Origin of the sequence: Halobacillus sp. A5 (genome assembly GCF_024189315.1) — a bacterium.
Taxonomy (GTDB): domain Bacteria; phylum Bacillota; class Bacilli; order Bacillales; family Halobacillaceae; genus Halobacillus_A.
Genome location: NZ_JAIZEO010000001.1, coordinates 1,279,127 through 1,300,864, shown reverse-complemented (window position 1 = coordinate 1,300,864; position 21,738 = coordinate 1,279,127). Strand labels below are relative to the sequence as shown.

Annotated in this window: 23 protein-coding genes; 16 read left to right on the top strand and 7 right to left on the bottom strand. The window is 41.1% G+C overall.

What is annotated here, in order from left to right; genetic code table 11:
* The 6 genes from opp3C to spxA all read left to right on the top strand — a co-directional run bounded on the left by opp3C (position 1) and on the right by spxA (position 5,926).
* Positions 1–1,134: an oligopeptide ABC transporter permease gene (opp3C, locus tag LF822_RS06905; RefSeq protein ID WP_253923209.1), complete on the top strand. Its 1,134-nt coding sequence runs from the start codon at positions 1–3 to the stop codon at positions 1,132–1,134.
* A gap of 15 nt (positions 1,135–1,149) precedes the next feature.
* Positions 1,150–2,205 carry an ABC transporter ATP-binding protein gene (locus LF822_RS06900; RefSeq protein ID WP_253923208.1) on the top strand — a complete coding sequence of 352 codons (1,056 nt, stop codon included), beginning with the start codon at positions 1,150–1,152 and terminating at the stop codon, positions 2,203–2,205.
* Entirely contained in the window at positions 2,202–3,140 is a 939-nt protein-coding gene (locus tag LF822_RS06895) for an ABC transporter ATP-binding protein (RefSeq protein WP_253923206.1), read from the top strand. The genes LF822_RS06900 and LF822_RS06895 overlap by 4 nt, the downstream gene beginning before the upstream one ends.
* Positions 3,141–3,322: 182 nt before the next feature.
* Complete coding sequence (locus tag LF822_RS06890; RefSeq protein WP_253923204.1) at positions 3,323–4,528, top strand: putative glycoside hydrolase; 1,206 nt, start codon at positions 3,323–3,325, stop codon at positions 4,526–4,528.
* A 121-nt stretch (positions 4,529–4,649) separates the two neighbouring features.
* Complete coding sequence (locus tag LF822_RS06885) at positions 4,650–5,234, top strand: GNAT family N-acetyltransferase (RefSeq protein ID WP_253923203.1); 585 nt, start codon at positions 4,650–4,652, stop codon at positions 5,232–5,234.
* A gap of 296 nt (positions 5,235–5,530) precedes the next feature.
* Positions 5,531–5,926, top strand: coding sequence for a transcriptional regulator SpxA (spxA, locus tag LF822_RS06880; RefSeq protein WP_253923201.1), 396 nt, complete (start codon positions 5,531–5,533; stop codon positions 5,924–5,926).
* Positions 5,927–5,965: 39 nt separating this feature from the next.
* On the opposite strand, the gene LF822_RS06875 is transcribed toward spxA, so the two are convergent.
* A complete protein-coding gene (locus LF822_RS06875; RefSeq protein ID WP_253923199.1) occupies positions 5,966–6,628 on the bottom strand; it encodes a TerC family protein in 663 nt (220 codons plus the stop codon).
* 283 nt (positions 6,629–6,911) lie between these two features.
* Between LF822_RS06875 and mecA the strand changes: the two genes are divergently transcribed.
* The 3 genes from mecA to pepF all read left to right on the top strand — a co-directional run bounded on the left by mecA (position 6,912) and on the right by pepF (position 10,716).
* On the top strand, positions 6,912–7,622 hold the full coding sequence (gene mecA / locus LF822_RS06870) for an adaptor protein MecA (protein ID WP_253923197.1): 711 nt from the start codon (positions 6,912–6,914) through the stop codon (positions 7,620–7,622).
* A gap of 91 nt (positions 7,623–7,713) precedes the next feature.
* Positions 7,714–8,859, top strand: coding sequence for a competence protein CoiA (locus tag LF822_RS06865; RefSeq protein ID WP_253923195.1), 1,146 nt, complete (start codon positions 7,714–7,716; stop codon positions 8,857–8,859).
* Between the two features lie 51 nt (positions 8,860–8,910).
* Complete coding sequence (gene pepF, locus LF822_RS06860) at positions 8,911–10,716, top strand: oligoendopeptidase F (protein WP_253923193.1); 1,806 nt, start codon at positions 8,911–8,913, stop codon at positions 10,714–10,716.
* Between the two features lie 335 nt (positions 10,717–11,051).
* Here the strand turns inward: pepF and LF822_RS06855 are convergent, their stop codons facing one another.
* The 3 genes from LF822_RS06855 to LF822_RS06845 are packed head-to-tail and all read right to left on the bottom strand — an operon-like array spanning position 11,052 to position 12,970.
* Positions 11,052–11,936 (bottom strand): ClpXP adapter SpxH family protein, encoded by an 885-nt coding sequence (locus LF822_RS06855; protein WP_371925839.1) that lies wholly within the window; start codon positions 11,934–11,936, stop codon positions 11,052–11,054.
* On the bottom strand, positions 11,933–12,334 hold the full coding sequence (locus LF822_RS06850) for a globin domain-containing protein (protein ID WP_253923191.1): 402 nt from the start codon (positions 12,332–12,334) through the stop codon (positions 11,933–11,935). The genes LF822_RS06855 and LF822_RS06850 overlap by 4 nt, the downstream gene beginning before the upstream one ends.
* A gap of 54 nt (positions 12,335–12,388) precedes the next feature.
* Complete coding sequence (locus tag LF822_RS06845; protein WP_253923190.1) at positions 12,389–12,970, bottom strand: CYTH domain-containing protein; 582 nt, start codon at positions 12,968–12,970, stop codon at positions 12,389–12,391.
* 174 nt (positions 12,971–13,144) lie between these two features.
* Here LF822_RS06845 and yjbM point away from each other — a divergent pair, with 174 nt between their 5' ends.
* Genes yjbM through LF822_RS06830 form a run of 3 tightly spaced genes read left to right on the top strand, consistent with a single transcriptional unit; the run spans position 13,145 to position 15,462 of the window.
* Positions 13,145–13,777: a GTP diphosphokinase gene (gene yjbM / locus LF822_RS06840; RefSeq protein WP_253923189.1), complete on the top strand. Its 633-nt coding sequence runs from the start codon at positions 13,145–13,147 to the stop codon at positions 13,775–13,777.
* A gap of 4 nt (positions 13,778–13,781) precedes the next feature.
* Positions 13,782–14,588, top strand: a complete 807-nt coding sequence (locus tag LF822_RS06835; protein WP_253923188.1) for an NAD kinase — start codon at positions 13,782–13,784, stop codon at positions 14,586–14,588.
* Entirely contained in the window at positions 14,515–15,462 is a 948-nt protein-coding gene (locus LF822_RS06830; protein ID WP_253923187.1) for an RluA family pseudouridine synthase, read from the top strand. Before LF822_RS06835 ends, LF822_RS06830 begins: the two co-directional genes overlap by 74 nt.
* Positions 15,463–15,582: 120 nt before the next feature.
* On the opposite strand, the gene prpE is transcribed toward LF822_RS06830, so the two are convergent.
* Together prpE and LF822_RS06820 are read right to left on the bottom strand one after the other, a co-directional pair.
* Positions 15,583–16,326, bottom strand: a complete 744-nt coding sequence (prpE, locus tag LF822_RS06825) for a bis(5'-nucleosyl)-tetraphosphatase PrpE (RefSeq protein ID WP_253923490.1) — start codon at positions 16,324–16,326, stop codon at positions 15,583–15,585.
* A 133-nt stretch (positions 16,327–16,459) separates the two neighbouring features.
* Positions 16,460–17,632, bottom strand: coding sequence for an FtsW/RodA/SpoVE family cell cycle protein (locus tag LF822_RS06820; RefSeq protein ID WP_253923185.1), 1,173 nt, complete (start codon positions 17,630–17,632; stop codon positions 16,460–16,462).
* Between the two features lie 135 nt (positions 17,633–17,767).
* Between LF822_RS06820 and mgtE the strand changes: the two genes are divergently transcribed.
* The 3 genes from mgtE (at position 17,768) to LF822_RS06805 (ending at position 20,740) form a co-directional block, all read left to right on the top strand.
* Positions 17,768–19,132 (top strand): magnesium transporter, encoded by a 1,365-nt coding sequence (gene mgtE / locus LF822_RS06815; protein WP_253923184.1) that lies wholly within the window; start codon positions 17,768–17,770, stop codon positions 19,130–19,132.
* A 96-nt stretch (positions 19,133–19,228) separates the two neighbouring features.
* On the top strand, positions 19,229–20,008 hold the full coding sequence (gene fabI / locus LF822_RS06810; protein WP_253923182.1) for an enoyl-ACP reductase FabI: 780 nt from the start codon (positions 19,229–19,231) through the stop codon (positions 20,006–20,008).
* Between the two features lie 240 nt (positions 20,009–20,248).
* A complete protein-coding gene (locus LF822_RS06805; RefSeq protein WP_253923181.1) occupies positions 20,249–20,740 on the top strand; it encodes a CotO family spore coat protein in 492 nt (163 codons plus the stop codon).
* A gap of 41 nt (positions 20,741–20,781) precedes the next feature.
* Here the strand turns inward: LF822_RS06805 and LF822_RS06800 are convergent, their stop codons facing one another.
* The gene (locus LF822_RS06800; protein ID WP_253923179.1) at positions 20,782–21,234 is read right to left on the bottom strand and encodes a CotY/CotZ family spore coat protein; all 453 of its coding nucleotides are present in this window, start codon (positions 21,232–21,234) and stop codon (positions 20,782–20,784) included.
* Between the two features lie 193 nt (positions 21,235–21,427).
* On the opposite strand from LF822_RS06800, the gene LF822_RS06795 reads away from it, so the two are divergent.
* Positions 21,428–21,712, top strand: coding sequence for a hypothetical protein (locus tag LF822_RS06795; RefSeq protein ID WP_253923177.1), 285 nt, complete (start codon positions 21,428–21,430; stop codon positions 21,710–21,712).
* Positions 21,713–21,738: the final 26 nt, after the last annotated feature.

Below are 21,738 nucleotides of genomic sequence, written 5' to 3'. Positions count from 1 at the left end.
ATGGAAAATCATAAACCTAACAAGGATTTATTCGTACCCGTAGATACGAGAGATGATGACAGTGAAAAAATCAGCCGGCCCAGTTTATCGTTTTGGAAGGATTCTTTTATAAGGCTTCGTAAAAACACAGGAGCCATGATTGGATTAGGAGCATTGATCATTTTAATCTTGCTAGCTGTTATCGGTCCATCTATGAATGAATATGATCAGTTCGAGCAGGACCTGGCAAGAGCAAAGATGCCTCCTAAAGTGGAAGGCCTGGAATGGATGGGGATGGACGGAACTTTAAGTACTGTGCAGACAGCAGATTCCCTTGAGCAGGCTGAAACAAACGCCTTAATGCGTTTTAATAATGATGAAGACCACATTGAAACTAACGTATTAAATGATGGATCGAATGGTGAAGAAGCCGAAGTTGAGGCTGTTTATGATGTATATGCATCAAAAGACATGGAGGGACAGAACTTCTGGTTTGGTACAGACGGTTTAGGACGTGACTTGTGGACAAGAGCCTGGGAAGGAACGAGGATCTCGCTAATTATTGCTTTCTTAGCTGCTGCGATAGATGTGATTGTTGGAGTCGCTTACGGTGGTATATCAGCTTATTACGGCGGACGCGTTGATAACTACATGCAGCGTTTCATTGAAATTTTAGTAGGAGTGCCAAACCTGGTTATTGTAATCCTGATGATCCTCATACTTGATCCAGGGATACTCTCGATAATCATTGCCTTGACGATTACCGGGTGGATCTCAATGGCCCGTATAGTCAGGGGGCAGATTCTTAAGCTGAAAAACCAAGAATTTGTCCTGGCATCGAGAACTTTAGGAGCACAAGATGGAAGAATCTTAAGAAAGCATTTAATTCCTAACGTACTGGGGTTAATCATTATTAATACAATGTTTACAATTCCATCAGCCATTTTCTTCGAAGCATTTCTAAGCTTTATCGGTCTGGGACTGCCGACTCCTTTGGCTTCACTGGGTACATTGGTTGAGGATGGGTTCCAGTCCCTGCAAATCTATCCGCACATATTGTTGTTCCCGGCCGTAATTATTTCTTTAATTATGATTGCGTTTAACTTGCTGGCAGATGGACTGCGGGATGCTTTCGATCCGAAGATGCGCGAATAGGAGGTAGATGTCGATATGGACAAACTATTAGAAGTTAAAAATATGCATGTATCTTTTGACACCTACGGAGGTGAAGTGCAGGCTGTACGCGGGGTTAACTTTAGTTTAAATAAAGGGGAAACGCTGGCCATTGTAGGTGAATCCGGCTCTGGAAAATCAGTTACAACAAAAGCATTAATGAAACTGATTCCTATGCCGCCGGGCCGAATTAAAGAAGGTGAAATTCTTTTTGAAGGAAGAGATCTTGCTAAGCTAAGTGAAAAAGAAATGCAGAAGATCCGCGGTAAAGAGATTTCAATGATCTTCCAGGATCCTATGACGTCCTTAAATCCAACGATGAAGGTTGGAAACCAGATTGCCGAAGGATTGATTAAGCATCAAAAGTTGAGCAAGTCTGCAGCTAAAAGTCGTGTGATTGAGTTGTTAGAGTTAGTTGGGATTCCTGATCCTGAGAACCGTATGAAGCAATATCCGCACCAATTTTCAGGCGGCATGCGGCAGCGGGTAGTCGTCGCGATCGCACTTGCCTGTAACCCTAAGCTTCTTATAGCTGATGAACCGACTACAGCTCTGGATGTAACCATTCAAGCTCAGATTCTTGAACTTATGAAAGATATTCAGAAAAAGACAGACTCTGGAACGATCTTTATTACGCATGACCTTGGAGTTGTTGCAAACGTAGCCGATCGAGTTGCTGTCATGTACGCCGGCAGGATAGTCGAAATTGGTACGGTTGATGATATTTTTTATAATCCTAAACACCCTTACACATGGGGGCTGTTAGGGTCGATGCCGTCACTGGACGCAGAAGTTTCAGAATTATATGCCATTCCGGGCTCACCACCTGATTTATTGAATCCTCCTAAAGGTGATGCCTTTGCACCGCGTAACGAATATGCGATGCAGATTGATAGAGAACAGGAGCCGCCGTTATTTAAAGTATCTGAGACTCATTATGCAGCCACCTGGTTACTGCACGAGCATGCTCCTGATATTGACCCGCCGGAAGCTATTAAGAAGCGGATGGCTGCCATGGCGTCTTCTGACAGCAGGAAAGGTGAACGTGTATGAGTAGAGAAAAGCTATTAGAAATAAAAAACCTAAAACAACATTTCAAAACTGGCCGGCACAGTGTAGTGAAAGCAGTTGACGGGATCAGTTTCGATATTTATAAAGGGGAAACTTTTGGATTAGTTGGAGAGTCAGGCTGTGGAAAATCAACGACTGGCCGAAGTATCATTCGTTTATACAACGCAACAGACGGTGAAGTGATTTTTAATGGTGAGAATGTTCACGGGAAGAAAAACCGAAGTGATCTAAAAAAATTCAATCGTGAAATGCAAATGATTTTCCAGGATCCATATGCTTCTTTAAATCCTCGTATGAAGGTGTCGGACATTATCGCTGAAGGTATGGACATTCATGGTCTTGAGAAGACAGAGAAGTTGAGAAGGGCGAAAGTAGAAGAGTTACTTGAAACAGTAGGTCTTAACAAGGAACACGCCAATCGCTATCCTCATGAATTCAGCGGCGGTCAGCGTCAGCGTATCGGTATTGCAAGAGCTCTTGCGGTGGATCCCTCTTTTATTATTGCCGACGAGCCGATCTCAGCCCTGGACGTATCGATTCAAGCCCAGGTTGTAAACCTGTTAAAGCAGCTGCAAAAAGAAAAAGAGTTGACGTATTTGTTTATTGCACACGATCTCTCAATGGTTAAATATATTAGTGATCGTATCGGGGTTATGTATTTTGGAAGAATTGTCGAGCTTGCAGAAGCTGATGAGCTTTATCGTAATCCGATTCATCCTTATACTCAGTCTTTACTTTCGGCCATTCCTCTGCCGGACCCTGTATACGAACGTTCGCGGGAGCGTTTCACATACAACCCGAATGACCATGATACGAGCGAGGAGCCTGAATTTAGAGAGGTTCGACCTGATCACTGGGTTTTGTGTACAACTAAAGAATTTGAACATTACCAGAAAGAATACAGCACCGTAACTTGATTTGAACAGAGGGACCTTACTTAGGTGGGGTCCTTTTCTGTTTGTGATAGGATAGGTGAGTCATAGGTATTTGGTAACATTATGAAAAAAATGACTAAAAGTTGGAGGTTTAGTCTATTCATGGAAGATATCTCTATATATAATAAATAATAGACAAATACATAAAGTGGGAGAAGGTAAGAATGGGGAAATTACATCTAAGGAAAATCATCTTCGCTGGTATTATTGCTATAGCTGCAACGGCATTCGTACATAATACAGAAGTAAAAGCAGAATTGAATGCTCAAGACCACAGCGGGAAGGAAATTAATCTGCAATCATTGGGCATTCCCGATCGAGTTGCCAGGTTTGTTTTTAATTCAGGACTGGATTTTGAATATCCAGACGCAGTGAGAGGGATTTATGTTACAGGTCCTTCAGCCGGCGGAGAGAAAATGGACGAATTAACAGAACTTGTCGAAACAACGGATTTAAATGCAATGGTGATTGATGTAAAAGAGGATCATGGAAACATTTCCTTTGAACCCCCTGAGGATTCTCCGTATGCGGATATTGCAGAACCTTACATAGACGACCCAAGGAAGCTGCTTGAAGAACTTGAGGAGAAGGGAATTTATCCAATTGCACGAGTGGTTGTATTTAAAGACAATCTTTTAGCAGAAGAGCGCCCGGAGCTTTCCTTTAGAGAGAACGGAGAAGTTTGGAAGAATAGCCGTAATGAAGCGTTTGTGAATCCTTTTGAGAAAGAAGTTTGGGAATATAACTTAGAAATTGCAAAAATGGCAGCAGAAATTGGCTTTCAGGAAATCCAATTCGATTACGTTCGATTCCCTGAAGGTTTTGAAAATCGGGATGAAGAGTTAGAGTATAATCAGGGCGATTATGCTGATTCGGATGAGAACAACATTAAGAAGCGGGTAAGTGCAGTCACTGATTTTGTCGAATACGCTAGGGAAAACTTAAGCGATTATGACGTGGATGTAGCGGTAGATATTTTCGGATATGCTGCGACTATTGAAGAGTCACCTGGAATTGGGCAGAACTTCCCTAAAATTTCTTCCAATGTCGATGTAATCTCATCTATGATCTACCCAAGCCACTGGGGACCTTACTTTGGCATCGATAAACCAGATACAGAGCCGTATAACATTATTGATGAGTATGCTAAAGTAGAGAATCAAATTCTCGGTGATTTAGAGGAAGCCCCTGTTTCAAGACCTTGGCTCCAGGACTTTGAAGCACCTTGGCTGTACTCAGGAGACACTTTCCAATATGGTAAAGCTGAAGTAGAGGATCAAATACGAGCTTTGCAGGATAATGGTATAAACGAATACCTGATTTGGAACGCCACAAATAATTACACTGAAGATGTTGATTATACACCTTAACATGAAAGCGCTGGATATCCAGTGCTTTTTTGTTCACACTAACGAATAGAACCTATCGTTATTTAACAATGATATGAGAATCAGTTATAATAAGACTATACTGTGATAAGGGAGTAGATCAATGAGTTGGTATAAGAAATTGAAACAATATTTCCCTGTAGAGGAAATGAAATCCGAGGAACACATGGAAACTTTACTCAAAGAAAAGAGTGATGTCTACTACAAAGACGAAGATGAAAATCATGTGTTGATGTATGCAGAGTTCGAATCTTTTATTTTTATTGATTATGTATACGTTTCCAGTAATGCAAGAGGTCAGGGCCTGGGTCATCAATTGATTGAAAAAATGAAAGCAAAAGGAAAACCGATTATTTTGGAAGTGGAGCCTGTAGATTACGAGGATACAGATACTGCAAAACGACTTCACTTCTATCAGCGTGAAGACTTTAAGCATGCTCAATCAATTGGATATACACGCCGTTCTTTAGCAACGAATGAACCTACCCCAATGGAAATCCTCTATTGGTCTCCTGAAGACGCAACGGAAGAAGAAATTTATGAACAAATGAAACGCATGTATGAAGAGATTCACACCTATAAAGACAGTCAGTTTTACGGAAAATCCTATCAGCCGGTAGATGAAGTACTGACACTTAATGAAGACCGTGACAGTCAAAATATTCTAAAAGATTTAAAACGTTCTTAGAGATAAATCCCTGCCTTAATTTAGGCAGGGATTTTCAATTTCCGGTAGTAGTTGAAAATGAATAGTTTCACAATGAAGATGAAAAAATAGGTTTAAAGCAGCCAAATTTGTGGTAAGTTACTGTGTATGCATCTAAATTATTTAAAAAGTTGCAAATGAAAGCCTTTTACCTGATGGTATATAGATTTTAGTTGACAACTATGTTATAGTAATTATATAAGATTAGATTATACTAATTTTAATTAAGAATTACTAAAAAAGATCCATAATAAATTTTCGAGGAGTGAAGTATCTGTATGGTAACACTTTATACCTCACCAAGTTGTACATCATGTCGCAAGGCGAAAGCGTGGCTGGAGGAGCATAATATTCCTTACACGGAAAGAAATATTTTTTCTGAGTCGTTAACGATTGATGAGATCAAGGAAATATTGAGAATGACTGAAGATGGAACGGAAGAGATCATCTCTACTCGTTCTAAAGTCTTCCAGAAGTTAAAAGTTGATTTCGATCAGCTTCCTATGCAGGATTTATTCGATTTGATTCAGGAGAATCCCGGACTGCTCCGCCGTCCGATTATCATTGATGAAAAGCGCCTGCAGGTTGGATATAATGAAGACGAAATCCGCCGCTTTCTACCAAGAAGTGTACGCACATTTCAACTTAAAGAAGCTCAGCGCCTGGTTAATTAAATGTAAAAACTGTCCCGATTCAAGAATCGAGACAGTTTTTTATTTTTCTGCCGTCTGTTTATTATAAAAATAGCCGGTCATAACGGTTGCCAGAACCACTAGAAATGGAAAGATTGTCATAACGGGTGCTATCAGCTGGATCCATTCTTCAACATGGGGATCTTCCAGTATCATTTCTGCTGCAGTAAAAGCAAGAATCCCTGCTCCGATATAGACGAGAATTGGTATTTTTTCCATTAACTTCAATATAATTCGGCTGCCCCAAATAATTATGGGCACAGATATTAATAAGCCGGTCACTACAAGCGTGATGTTCCCGTGGGAAGCCCCTGCAATAGCAAGAACGTTATCAAATCCCATTACAATATCAGCGAACACGATGGTTTTTATTGCTGTAAACAAGCTGTCACTGCTTTTAATGGATGTCTCGTCTTCGTCGTTTATAAGGAGCTTGACCGCTATGTAAATGAGTAGCAGGCCCCCCGCTAATCGTAAATAGGGAACAGCCAGCAGATACAAAGCAACAGTCGTTAAGACTACACGGGAAGCAATTGCTAAGCCTGTCCCAATTAAAATTGCTTTATTGCGCTGATGCTCCGGGAGATTTCGACTGGCCAGTGCTATAACAACCGCGTTATCTCCTCCAAGGATTATGTCAATACTAATAATAATAAGGATAGGTTCGAGCAAGTCCCAATTCATTGAAAAAACACTCCTCTAAGTAGTGACAAATTTCAAAAAATAAGCTAGAATAAAAAACCAACCAACCTTATATACAAAAATTCAAGGATTGGGTTATGGTTATCTGCTGATTCGAAGCAATTTGTTTTCCATTTTAGATTTACTGTCATACAATATAAGTACATCAATCCTTACGCTGTAACATCACGATGGTTGAGACTTTGACCTGAGGGGTAAGGTAAGAATAAGCGACTTAGGGTTACGATCCCTTCCGCCTATTAAACGATAGAAGGGAGAGAGATAAATGGAAATCGAACGCATTAATGAAAACACTGTAAAGTTTTACGTTTCTTATCACGATGTAGAACAGCTGGGCTTTGACCGCGAAGAGATTTGGTATAATCGCGAACGAAGTGAACAGCTATTTTGGGAAATGATGGATGAAGTGAATGACCAGGAAAACTTTCAAGCCGATGGACCGCTCTGGATCCAGGTTCAAGCAATGGACAAAGGCCTAGAAGTGATCGTTACTAAAGCGCAGGTTTCCCAAGACGGGCAAAAGCTCGAACTCCCAAGTGATGAGGGTAAATCAATTGATGTACCTGTAGACGAGAACTTAGAAAATTTACTTGAAGATAAATACAATCATTCTGAATCAGATGAAACAGTAAATGAAGATGAAAAAGAAGATAATGAGCAGGAGTCGTTAGCTCCGCTCAATTTCACACTACGCTTTCAAGAATTTGAAGATGTCATCCAATTAAGTCATTATATGGATAACAAGTCCGATCAAATCGATCACGAATTGTATCACTTTGACGGAGCCTATTATTTATATATTCAGTTCAATGATGAAAATATGAGTGATGATGAACAAGAAAATATTTTAAGTCAATTAATGGAATTTGGTCATGAATCGTCAGTGACGATTTACCGCCTGCAGGAATACGGGAAAGCAATCTTTGCTGAAAGAGCACTCCATCAAGTAAGAGATTACTTTCCTGCTGATAAGTAATGCGCACTCACACACGGAGTGTGCTTTTTTTTGTTAAAATAAAGGGTTTTTGCCTTTTATGTCGAATAATAACTGTATTAGGAGGTGTTCTATGCTTCATGCATATGATGAACATGGCAGACTTACTACTATTTATCAAAATTCCCCCGCTGTCCTCAAAAAGCTAAAGAAAAATGCTGAATTTTTCTGTCCCACCTGTAACGAAACGCTTATCATTCGTTTCGGCCGTAAAGTGACACCGCATTTTGCCCATCTACCATCAAGTACGTGTGAAGTTAAAAGCCGCGGAGAAAGTACATATCATGAGGGCGGGAAGTGGTTGTTATACCAGTGGCTGAACAACCAAGGCTATCAAGTGGTTGTCGAGCCTTATTTATCTGAGATTAATCAACGTCCTGACATACTGCTGACTATAGACGGAAAGAAAGCAGCTATAGAGCTGCAGTGTGCTTCTATACCTGCAAAAGATGTAATGAATCGAACGCAAGGTTACCGGAAGGCTGGAATTTTTCCTTTATGGATTCTTGGCAGAAATCAGTTGAAACGAAAAGGTAAATATATATTACAGCTTGATCAATTTCATAAAGAAATGATTTATTCATTTCAAAGTCAATACTGTATGTATTATCTGGACGTGGAAGGAAAGGCTATAATCACCGCCGGCCAGATAAGAGGTGCCTCATTAACAACTTCCTTTTCCACTTTTCAAACCACTCCGCTTCCTCACATTAAATTCCCTCATTTATTTAAACCCTCCTATTCTTCTATTCACCCTTTTTATTTGATGTGGGAGAAGCAAATGTATCAGTTTAGAACAGTTTACAGAAACGCAGCCAGTATGAGTAAGGAGAGAAACTGGAGGCAGATGCTGTATTTAAGAGGCTATCATTATTCACTTATACCAAGTGCCTGCTATCTTCCGGTGAGAAACCAGCAATTTTGTGAAGAAGCTCCTTACGTCTGGCAGTCAAGGTTTATCCTTCAATATTATATGCCCAGGTCCATTGGAGACGTGATAACTTTTCCCCATAAATATTTGCGTTCTGCCGTAAATGCGGGGCAATCAGACTCTATATATAAAGAGTATCTGCTTCAATTAGGTAAGCTTGGTTATGTGGAAGAAAGGGAAGGGAATTGGATAAAAAAAAGAGAGATCCTTTTTCATACTCATAGTGAGAAAGCCGTTAAAGAAGATAAACAAATCATGAATAAGCTTAAACTTAAGCAGGAATTCTAATGATAATCTAGAATTGAGTAGTGTGACGAAATACTTTTGAGGAGGATTTGGATGGCATCGACTAAACAGCTACCAAAAAGAGATGAATTACCTAAAGAACGAACATGGGACTTAGAATCAATTTTTGCCACAGATGAAGAATGGTATAAAGAATTTGAAAAAGTAAAAGAAGTCATTCCAGAAATAGAAGAATATAAAGGGAGTATTGGCGACTCTGCTGATCAGCTTTTTAAAATGCTTAAGCTCCAGGATGAAATATCACACAGGATTGGTCTATTATTTACTTATGCGCATATGAGAAATGATCAGGATACAACCAATTCCTATTATCAGGAAATGAATGCAAAGGCAGAAAGTTTATACACTAAAGTAGCTTCATCTATGAGTTTCATTACACCGGAAATTTTAGCTCTTCCTGAAGGTACGGTGGATCAATTTATTAAAGAAAATGAAGATCTTAAATTGTATGAACATTCGTTAAAGGAAATAACACGCCGCCGGGATCATGTTCTCAGTGAAAAAGAAGAACGCCTGCTTGCAGGATTTTCTGAGATTGCTTCAAACCCTTCCCAAACTTTCGGAGCACTTAATAACGCAGATCTTTCCTTTCCTTCAATTAAGAATGATGAAGGAGAAGAAGTAGATTTGACTCATGGACGCTATGTCGGTTTCTTAAAATCAGAAAATCGTGAAGTACGTAAAAATGCATTTCAAGCGATGTATGATACGTTTGGACAATTTAAGAATACATTTGCTTCCACATTAAGTGGTAATGTAAAGAAGAATAACTATTTTGCCACAGTGAAACAATACGAACGAGCGCGGGAGTCTGCACTTGACCGCAATAATATCCCGGAGACAGTATATGATAATCTGATAGAAGCGGTAAATGAGCGTTTACCTTTGATGCATCGGTATGTGGAGCTTCGTAAAAAAGTGCTCCAGCTGGAAGAATTGCATATGTATGATATGTACACTCCACTCATAAAGGATGCAGAACTGGAGGTTTCTTACGAAGAAGCTCAAGAGCTTGTCTTAAATGGACTAAAGCCCCTCGGAGAGGATTATGTAAATACTGTAAAAGAAGGGTTTACCAACCGCTGGATTGATGTTGAGGAGAATAAAGGCAAACGCAGCGGTGCCTACTCGTCTGGTCATTATGGTACAAATCCTTTTATCTTGATGAATTGGCAGGATGATGTCAACAACTTATTTACACTGGCTCATGAGCTGGGACACTCTCTTCACAGTTACTATACTCATGAAAACCAGCCTTATCGTTATGGTAACTATTCCATCTTCGTAGCTGAAGTGGCTTCTACTTGCAATGAGGCTTTACTTAACGATTATATGTTAAAGAAAACAAATGATAAAAAGGAGAAGCTGTATCTTCTTAATAATTTTCTTGAGGGCTTTAGAGGCACTGTTTTCCGTCAAACTATGTTTGCTGAGTTTGAACATGAAATCCATATTCAGGCTCAAAACGGTGAAGCGTTAACCGCTGATAAACTAACTCAGATCTATTACGATCTAAACAAAAAATATTTTGGAGATGAAATTGTGATCGATGACGAGATCGGGCTGGAGTGGGCCCGTATCCCGCACTTTTATATGGGGTATTATGTATATCAGTATTCCACAGGTTACGCTGCTGCTACAGCGCTTGCCGAACAGATTCTTTCTGAAGGTGAACCTGCCGTGGAACGTTACATGAGTTTCCTAAGGGCCGGAAGCAGTGATTATCCAATTGAAGTGCTTAAGCAGGCGGGCGTTGATATGACGTCTAAAGATCCACTTTATGAAGCACTTGATGTATTTGAGCAAAAGCTGAATGAAATGGAAGAACTGCTCCAATAAAGAGAAAAGTTCCGCGGGTATCGTTAAGAAAATCCGCGGAACTTTTTTTTATGAAACATCAGCAGAATGAGGATGTAGAAAGAAATAACGAGAAGGGGAGTAGTTATATACAAAGGATAAAGGTGCATCAAAGCAAATAAGTGAAATGCACAAATCATAAGAAAGATAAGAAGATAAACAATAAGAAACCAAATTTTCATAGTGGAGTATCCCCTTTCTATAGCCATTACACTTATTTTTATTAATGGGTCCGTACGATTATGATTCGAAGTGGTGGAAGTTGACAGGGAATAAAAAGGTCCATGGTAAGACGAGCTAACCATGGACCTTTACTACTATTCAATATATTCCCAAAAAGCACCATACTTTACGGGAACCTCTCGTACTTTTTGCTTTAATACAAGCTTTTTCATTTCCTTTTTAGCCTGATGCTCCGTCAAGTCATAGACGACGGCAATTTCTTTATTCGCTACGAAGCGATAATGCTTTAAGAAATCTTCGAGCTGCGGCTTCTGCGCAGGGACCGGATCTTTTTGCAGCATTTCTTTTAAAACCTTTACATAAACCTCATATGAATAAATGCCAGTTATCTTTAATCCTGCTTCTTCATCCGATTCATTAAAAATCACCATGGTCGGAGCGGAATCCACATCCATTTCCCGCGTTAATTTAATGTCGCATTGTAAAGCTTTCCTTGCTGATTCAGACTGAAGATCTTTCTCAAACTCGTGAACATCGAGTCTGCTTTTCTTCGCACATTCCAGCAGGACACCTTCATCAGAAATGTTCTGCTTCTCTAAGAAGACATATTCCTGGACTTTGCGAAGAAACCGCATGCCTGCTTTCTTACCCTGAAGTTCTGCAGCTTTAACTGCAAGAGCTGTCACTAGTGGAGAGGATACAGGGTTTTCAATCCATACGTCTCCATCGCAGCACATTCCTGTTCGGGATCCTGTTGTATCCCATACTTTTTTTAATTTCTCAGAGTGGCCTGAATCGCAGTCCTGAAGGGAAGCCAGATTGCCACTGATGATCGGCCGAATGGTAAAGAATCGTCCGTATTCGATGGTAAGCTTTTTTAAGATCGGTTCAAGTGCCCAGCATTCTGGACATAATGGATCTACGAAAACGTACATCTCAATCGGTCTCTTCAATAAATCAAAAAAGCCTGTGGATGTACCCTGCTGCTCACTTGAGCTGTTTAAGCTTTTCCAACTCACATCGATTCTCCTTTCTCGTCCTCCGGTGTGTTCATCATGTGGTTTGCTGTCATCGTTAATCGATCAAGCATCGCTGTACGATAAGGTTCTTTAATTTCTGCGTCCGTCAAAGCCTGATCCATACAGGCGAGCCAAGCGTCGCGACGGGTCGGTGTAATGGTAAAGGGAAGGTGGCGGGCCCGAAGCATAGGATGACCATGCTCCTGAATATATAGAGGCGGGCCACCAAAGAATTGGGTGAGAAATTGCTTTTGCTTACGTCTGGTTTCAGTTAAATCATCAGGGAAAATCGGGATGAGATCTGGATGCTTACTGACGTAATAATAAAAGTGATCAACAATTTCATTTATTTTATCTTCTCCAATTGCTTCATAAATAGAGCCTGGTGTAGGTTGCATAAAATCCCTTCCTGTCTGTTTATTTATTTTAGCAACGCTCAACTTAATCGGCAACTAATCTGATTGAGGCTTGGCGTTATAGAATCTCTTGATTTTATTATCGGTTTTTCTTTCAGGAATATGATAACTCTTGAGCAACTCCCGAAAAACTTGTTGTCCTGTCTCCTTAGAAGCGGCTTCAAGCTCCAGTTCGTAATCACTTCTTTCGAAATAAAAGCTGTGATCCAGGACGAGGGTGGTGTTTTTGTATTCACGTTCTTTTCGTCTTGTCATTAATGAACCCATGTAACCAAGTTCTTGAAGCGGTACTCCCAGCTCACGGAGCTGCTGATCGACGTAAGGGGCTGATATTGGACGGTTAATCATCCATTGATTTACATCTTCTTGTGTAAGCGTATCGTGCGTTTCCAGCAGACCTTCAGGGTGCGGCTGTTTCAACGTTAATGTCCACGAGTCTTTTTTTCTGCGGATGCGCAGCGCGGCACCCAGCTGTTTAAGCTTGAAGTCATGAGTTTCAAAATAATAATTGGTTTGTTCAATCAGTTCTAGTGATTCAAATGATAAATCATTGTACAACTTCACGTATTCTTCTTCGGTGAGCAGGTTTTTAAATTCAATTTCAATTTCTTGGGCCATTTGTAGTTCACCTCTTATTTTTATTATGATTTATTTGTACTTTAAATTGCAAAGATTAACCATTCCCATCGTGTTTTGTTCTAGTCATGATGGTAATTATGATACAATATGAATGAGTCAATAAGCACGAGTTATGTGACTTTGCAGGATACATAAAGGTGGTGCTCAGCACGCATGAATTGGGATATCTTTATAGCACCCTACGCGCAAGTAGTGGAAGAATTGAAGGTTAAATTAAAAGGAATGAGGCAACAATTTGAATATGAACGGGACCAATCGCCGATTGAGTTTGTGACCGGGCGTGTGAAGCCGAGGTCCAGTATCATTGAAAAAGCGAGACGGAAAGGCATTAACCCGGAAAACATTGAAGAAGAACTGCAGGATATTGCGGGTCTTCGAGTGGTATGTCAATTTGTAGACGATATTTATGTGGTTGTTGATATGCTTAAGAACCGGCATGATTTTGAAATCGTGGAAGAGAAAGATTACATTTCACGTAAAAAGGACAGCGGGTACCGTTCCTTTCACGTTATTATCAGATACCCGGTGGAAACGATTCATGGGGAAAAGCTCGCATTAGCCGAAATTCAGATCCGCACGCTTGCTATGAATTTCTGGGCAACGAACGAGCACTCCTTAAATTATAAGTATGCAGGTCAAATCCCTGCTGAAGTTAAATCCAGGTTAAAACGAGCAGCTGAGGCTGCCTTTCAATTGGATGAAGAGATGTCGAAGATTAAAAGTGAAATACAGGAAGCCCAAAAAATATTTAATGAAAAACAGATGAAGAAGCCGGAAAGGAGCTGAAGGCATGAAGTTTTCGATCCTCTCAAAAGGAGACAAAAAATCGAATGAAATACGCACAAAGATCAAAAATTATTTAACAGAATTTAAACTGGAATACGATGAAGAGGAACCCGAACTAGCGATCTCTGTCGGAGGAGATGGTACGCTGCTTGAGGCTTTTCACACGTATGTTCATCGTCTTGATAAAACCGCGTTTATAGGTGTGCACACAGGTCATTTAGGGTTTTATGCAGATTGGACTCCCGATGAATTAGAAAAACTTATTATCGAAATTGCCCGTACGCCTTTTCAAGTAGTGGAATACCCGCTTCTTGAAGTCACCATTCGTCCCAATGGGGGAGGATCAGAGGATCGTCATTTAGCCTTAAATGAATGTGCTATTAAAACTTCAGAAGGCTCTGTCGTACTTGATATAGAGATTAAAGGCGATCATTTCGAGACGTTTAGAGGGGACGGGCTGTGTATTTCAACTCCATCCGGAAGTACAGCTTACAACAAAGCGTTGGGCGGAGCGATTCTACACCCTTCACTCGAAGCCATTCAAATCACTGAAATGGCATCCATTAACAACCGAGTATTCCGAACGATTGGATCACCGCTGATTTTACCGGGACATCATACGTGTTTATTAAAACCGAAAAATGACAAAAGCTTCTTAATCACGATTGACCACATTACGAAGACGTACAAGGATGTAAAATCAATTCAATGCCGTGTAGCGAAAGAGCGGGTAAGGTTTGCACGTTTTCGTCCATTTCCCTTCTGGAGCCGCGTGCACGATTCGTTTGTATCTGATGAACACTCCATGTAGACGATTGATTAAATCCTGGGTCATAGAAGAAACATCTGATGTAAAGAATTTCTTAAGAAAGAGAGCTCATTTTTCTGCTCAATTATTTAAGCAGGTAAAGAGTAAAGGCGATATTAAAGTGAATGGTACTAGTGTGTCGCCCTGGGCAGAATTGCAGGCTGACGATAGGCTGGAGGTCGTTTTTCCAGAAGAAGAAAGAGGAGCTGTCCTTTCTGGAGAGAATCTCCCCTTAGCGATTGTTTATGAGGATGACGATATTCTTATCTTGAATAAGCCTTCAGGAATTGAAGTTTCTCCCCGACCAAATCATCCAAAAGGCAGCCTGGCTCAGGGGATCATTGCACACTACGACCGCCAGGATCTTCCTTATACTGTACACATTGTCACGAGGCTGGACCGGTATACTTCCGGATTAATGCTTGTAGCCAAGCATAAATACAGTCATTCATTGATGACATCGAGATTTAATTTAGTAGAGCGTAAATATACAGCTTTAGTAGAAGGAAGGTTTTCTAAGGGGAAAGGGGATTGGGGAAGAGTGGAAGCGCCGATCCGCCGTAAACCTGGATCAATTATTGAGCGGGAAGTGCATTCAGAAGGCAGACATGCGGTAACAGAGTACAAAGTGTTAAAAAGAGGAAGACGTTATTCCAATCTTGAATGCAGGCTTGTCACAGGGCGGACCCATCAAATACGTGTCCATATGGCGTCCATTGGGTTCCCGCTTGCAGGTGACACATTATATGGAGGCAGCGATGACAAGGAATTTGATTATCAAGCCCTTCACTGCCACCATTTAACCCTTATCCACCCGTGGAGTGGGGAAAAGATTCACTTCTCAGCCGATCCCCCTGAAAATTGGGAGAAATACTAAAACAGACCCTCATCAGCGAGAGTCTGTTTTTTTATTTATTACTTTTCTATTTTCTTTTTCCTTTTTTTTTTTTCTGTGTACCCGGTACACATAGGGTGAAAAGTTGTACCCGGTACACAGCTAATGGTACCTGAATTTTTCTTCTACTAATGGCATGGTGGAAGGGACGCTGACTGTGGTTTCTTCGGGCAGGCGGAAGGCGGTTAGTTTATTACCGAACACGCACCCTGTATCAATATTCACGGTTTTATGAACAAATCTCGGCTTGTAAACAGGGGTGTGGCCATATACAATCCACGTATCTCCGTGATAATGCTGGGCCCAGTCACGTCGCTCCGGCCGGCCGTCAGGGAGAGTATGGCCGGTTATATCACCATAAAGGACAAATGTCTTGACTCGTTTGCTCTTCTGGTTCTGGCCGATATCTTCCTCTCGTATCCCGGCATGAGCCACAACCGCATTGACTTCACTGAATTGATAGTATAGAGGAGAGGCATCTACAAGTTCAATAAACTCTCTCTTAACTTGAGCTTGTTCTCCTTTTGGTAACTTTGTATATTCAGCAACGGTGGTTTCCAAACCATGTTTCTCTTTAACAGGATTTCCCTTAAAATACCGATAAAGTTTATCACAATGGTTTCCAGGGACATATTTCGCTCTGTTTTCTACTATCACAAGCTTATAGACGAAACGGATGGTGGGAATGGAAGCAGGACCACGATCTGTTAAATCTCCGACAAATACAGGCATCCTATCCTCAGGGTGCTGCGGCACACCATTCACCCACTCATAGCCAAGCTCTACAAACAGCTGCTTCAGCTCATCTAAACAACCATGAACATCACCAATAACATCAATCTTCATCATCCAGCGACTCCTTCTTTAAAATGTGTACCCGGTACAGAAAGTGAATTGTGTGGTAACAGGTACCAAGAGAAAAAAGAAATAAACTAATGAAAAAAGGAAGCTGGTTTAAGCTTCCCATTTTGTAACTTGGTTATTCAAACATGTAGGTGCGGGTTCTGGATTTTATGTTTAGGACGAGGCCTATCGCCAGCAGGTAAGCCAGGGTGGAACTTCCTCCGTAGCTGAGAAAAGGGAGGGGGATTCCTGTGATCGGCAGCAGCTGAACGGACATGCCTATATTTTGAAATACCTGGAAAGTTATCATTCCCACAATACCTACAATTAAAAAACTGCCGAAGGAATCATTGCTTTCTAAAGCAATTTGAATCATACGGTAAATCAATAGGAAGAACATCGTAACGATTATACTTGAACCGATGAACCCAAACTGTTCGGAAACAGCTGTAAAGATCATATCCGTGTGACGTTCCTGCACATAAATCTCGAAATTTCCGATTCCTTTTCCATATAACTGTCCGCTTCCAATAGCTGTAATCGCTTTGATAAGCTGCATTCCGGCGTCTAATTCATACTTCTCAGGCTGCAGCCAGCCATAAAATCGTGAGTCAACGTGCGAAAATAAAGATTCCTCTAAAAAAGTAGTGACTGAGGTCAAATTAATTATGAACATGACGACAATCCCCAGAACCATGAGAAGGAAAGCACCGAACAGTGAAAGCAGAATTTTCCATTGGATTCCAGATATTAAAATCATAAAAACGGTTATCGCAGATACGACTAGAAACGAACCTAGATCAGGCTGAATGGCTATAAAACCCATCGGAGGAAAAGCTAACCCCAGCAGTTTCCCTAACAATAATAAATCTGTTTTCCCTGTTTTTGTCCTATATTTTTCACGGTGACGCACGATGACATGAGCCAGCGTAACAACGAGAAAAACTTTTACAAACTCAGCCGGCTGCAGTGTAACATTTCCAGGTAGAATGAACCAGCTGGTAGCCCCCCCGGAAGTATGTACGAGCTGAGGAGGAATGTTGAGAAACAACATAAGCAGCATAAGTATACTAATGCCATACAAAATCCATACAATTTGATGGAGTCTGTCATAATCTATAATCATGGCGACGGCCGCCCCTACCGCACCAAGTCCGTACCAGAAAACCTGTTTGAAATAAGCGCCTTGATCTCCAGCGCCAAGTACGGGATTGAGGGTATAAAGAGTCATGCAGCTTATTATTCCAAAGGCCACTATAACAAATATAATGGTATAATCGATCAATGATGAGTCTTGATTTTCATTCATGTAGAATCCCTTTCTATTTGAGCAAACTTGTAAAAAACATTTATAATTACAAGTGTACAACATTTATTCAGATTTTTTTAGCAGCACAGTAAATTTTTGAAAATTTTATTTAAGATGGAAGAAGGAGGGATAAGTATGGAACATCTAGATGATCATGAAAGGATGGACGTGTGGGCAACGATTAAGGATGCCCTTCTTAATGACCAGATTGATCAGTTTCGTGCTGAGTTTCTTGATTTGCATCCTTATGACCAGGCGAAGATTTTTGAAGAAGTAGAAGATGACGTCCGCCTGCAGATCTATACTTATTTGTCTCCTGAAGAAGTTGCCGATGTTATGGAGCACATTGATTATGATGAGATTGAACCGTTTTTCACAGAAATGGATCCGAGATTTGCGGCCCAGGTATTTGCTGAGATGTCGACTGATGACGCGGTAGATATTTTAAACGAATTGGATAAGAATAAGGTAGCCAGCTTCTTAACAATAATGGATGATGATTCAGCGAAAGAGATTAAAGACCTGCTCCATTATGAGGAGAAAACAGCCGGTTCGATTATGACTACAGAATTTGTAGTTGTAAAAGCAGGAATGACTATAAGAGAAGCCATGCTGCACCTGAGAAAGGAAGCTCCAGATGCCGAAACGATTTATTATACTTATGTGATTGATGAAGATAAGAGGCTCGTCGGGGTAATCTCACTGAGGGATTTAATCATTTCAGAAGAGGATTGGGTGATTTCTGATGTTATGAGTGAGAGGGTGGTGTCCGTTTCTGTAGGTGAGGATCAAGAAGAGATTGCTCGAATGATGCGGGATTACGACTTTCTGGCACTTCCTGTTGTTGATTTTCAGCATCACCTTCTCGGAATTATTACAGTCGATGATATTATGGATGTCATGGAAGAAGAAGCTAGTGACGATTATTCGAAGCTTGCTGCGATTTCTGACGTTGACAGTCCAGATGATCACGCCTTTACTTCTGCAAAAAAACGGCTCCCCTGGCTGATCATCCTTCTTTTCCTGGGCAGCTTGACGGCGAGTTTAATCGGCCGTTTTGAAGAGACACTTGATCAAGTAGCTATCCTGGCAATTTTTATTCCGTTAATTGCCGGGATGGCAGGTAATACGGGAACACAGGCGCTCGCTGTAGCTGTCCGCGGCATTGCTACCGGAGAGATTTACAAACAAGGGAAGAGGAAAATGATCTTCCGTGAAGCTGGGACTGGAATGATTACCGGTGTCAGCTGTGGAGTTATTATTATGCTGGTTGTATACTTTTGGCAGGGGAATATCTATTTAGGAATTCTAGTAGGTCTCTCCATAATGGCTACGCTTATCGTGGCTACACTTGCTGGGTCTCTTGTACCTCTTATCATGCACCGGTTTAATATCGACCCTGCTGTAGCGTCAGGGCCGTTTATCACTACGATTAACGATATTATTTCAATTTTGATATACTTCGGCATGGCCACGGCTTTCATGCAATTACTCATCTAGCGATTGTATTTTTGAAACTGTTATAATAAAATAGGAGCAGGTACTAATAACAAACCATAATACTTATGAAATCACCTCAAGGAGGGTTTTTGAGAAATGAATAATTTTTCACTGGAAGGCCGCACGTACGTAGTAATGGGCGTTGCGAATAAACGAAGCATAGCATGGGGGATTGCTCAGTCTTTAAACAAAGCAGGAGCAAGGCTGATCTTTACTTATGCTGCAGAACGCTTTGAGAAATCGGTTCGTGACTTAGCGGCAACACTCGAGGGACCTGAATCTCTTTTTTACGAATGTGACGTAACGAATGATGAGGCCATCATACAAACATTCGAGAACATCCAAAAAGATGTAGGGGTCGTACACGGTCTTGCTCACTGTATCGCTTTTGCCAACCGTGATGAGCTGAAAGGGGAATACTTAAATACAAGCCGTGATGGTTTCTTAACAGCTCATAACATCAGTTCTTACTCACTTACTGCAGTAGCAAGAGCGGTCCAGCCTATTATGTCAGAAGGCGGCGGAATTGTTACACTTACTTACCTTGGCGGTGAGAAAGTTGTAGAAAACTATAACGTCATGGGTGTAGCTAAAGCTAGTCTTGATGCGAGCGTACGTTACTTAGCTAACGATTTAGGGAAGCATGCAATCCGTGTTAACGCAATCTCTGCAGGTCCGCTTCGTACCCTGTCAGCCAAAGGTGTAGGCGACTTTAATAAGATCCACCAGGTAATTGAAGAACGCGCCCCGCTGCGCCGCCCAATTACACAGGAAGAAGTAGGGGACACAGCTTACTTCCTCATGAGTGACTTATCCCGCGGAGTAACGGGCGAGATCATTCATGTTGATTCCGGTTTCAGCACAGTTGCTTATTAATTATAAATGGAAACGTTCTGACTTATTCGTCAGGGCGTTTTTTTTATGTACAGGAAATTATCAAATTCCATGCAGTGAAGTATAGTTCCATAGATAGCGATATACCGCGCAATGAACATACGCTTACATTTAAGCCATCCGCCTTGCCGATGCGTTTCGTGTGCCAGCCGATAATTTTGGGCACATGAGCTCTCTTCTAAGCATATATATAGAACGATGAATAGAAAAGGAGAGATGAACGTGGCTAATAAAAAGCAGATCGCAAAACCGCCGATTCTTTACATTACGCAGCCTAACCTGCCTCCTGCCGAAGTTTCCATGCAAACCAGCTTCCGCGGTGAATCAGCCAGTAAGAATCCATCCCTTATTGAAGCAGAATTGCGGTTGCGGAATCAATCCACCCTCGGAGGTGAAAGGAATACGGCAACAGAAGAAGCTCCTGTTTCTACAAAAGCGGATCAAGAGGAGAATAAAGAGGAAACCTTTGCTTCCCGGAAGGATCGACGGCAGCGGTTTAGGGACATGTCGCTTGAAGAGAAGGTGAATTATTTTGTTCAACTGCCGAGCCAGCTCCCTAAAATGAAGTGTGAAGTTGTCACTTCAGAAGAAACGGTGAAGGGGTATATTCAGAAGTACGAAGAGGGTATGGTACACATGAAAATTTTTCAGAAACCTTTTCACAAAGAGATGGCTTTTAAGGAAATTGAATCCATAAGGCTGATTGGATTTTAACATGAAAAAAACCGCGCCAGATGCGCGGTTTTTTATCGTGCTTAAGATAATGCTGTAATTGCTGGTAAGCAGGTTACATGGCAGAAGCAGTTTAAGTCTACAGAAATGCAGATGCCAGTAGCTTTTAAGTTGCCGGTTTTCTGTTCAACTGGTGAAGATGGATCATCACATTTATCTTCTGGATCACGTAGTAATTCAAGTGTCGCACAGCAATCGTCATCGACATCTTTTACACGGAAGAAGAAGCTTGCTTTAATGTCACCAATGGAATCACGACGAGCCCCAAACCCTTTGAAAGGTTTGCAATTCCCTTTGCAATAAAGCAACACTGGAACCGTGTCACGGCCAGAACCCCCTGTGTCCCCAAGCAAATCTCCAATCGACTGCTCACAGCTGGTATTGCAATCGGATAGTACATCGTTTTGTGCTGCAACGATCTCACTTAAAATGTCACAAACACAGTTACCTGAATCATGATGTTTGCCACAGCTCATTATTCGTTTGCCCCTCTCGATACGTATTGACGTAATGTCTTTAATAGAATATGTATGACCCAGATTCAGGTGTGGGCATTTGTCTCTTTTGTGCAAATTCGTAGGCGAATGATTGCGCACTGGGCCAATGACTACACCAATTAGGGAAAGAAACCATACAGTATCAATGACTCTTAAGAAGGAGATGAAACGAATGTCTGATAAGAAACGGGAAAAGAAAGTTATTTATTGTAAAGATCTTATCATAAAAGCAGACCACGTTTTTATTGATTGCGATGATAAGCATAAGAAACATCACATGGATGATAAGAAAGAGCACAAGCATGATCACAAACATGATCATACTCATGACAAGAAACATCGTGATCCATTTTTTGGCGGCTGGCACGACGATGAGTCCAGCAGTTCTTCTCACCATAAGAAAAAGCGGAAGCATGATGACGAATCAAGTTCGCACGGCGGGTTTTCCTGGATTTAATCTCCCGGTCACTACAAGGTAGTGAC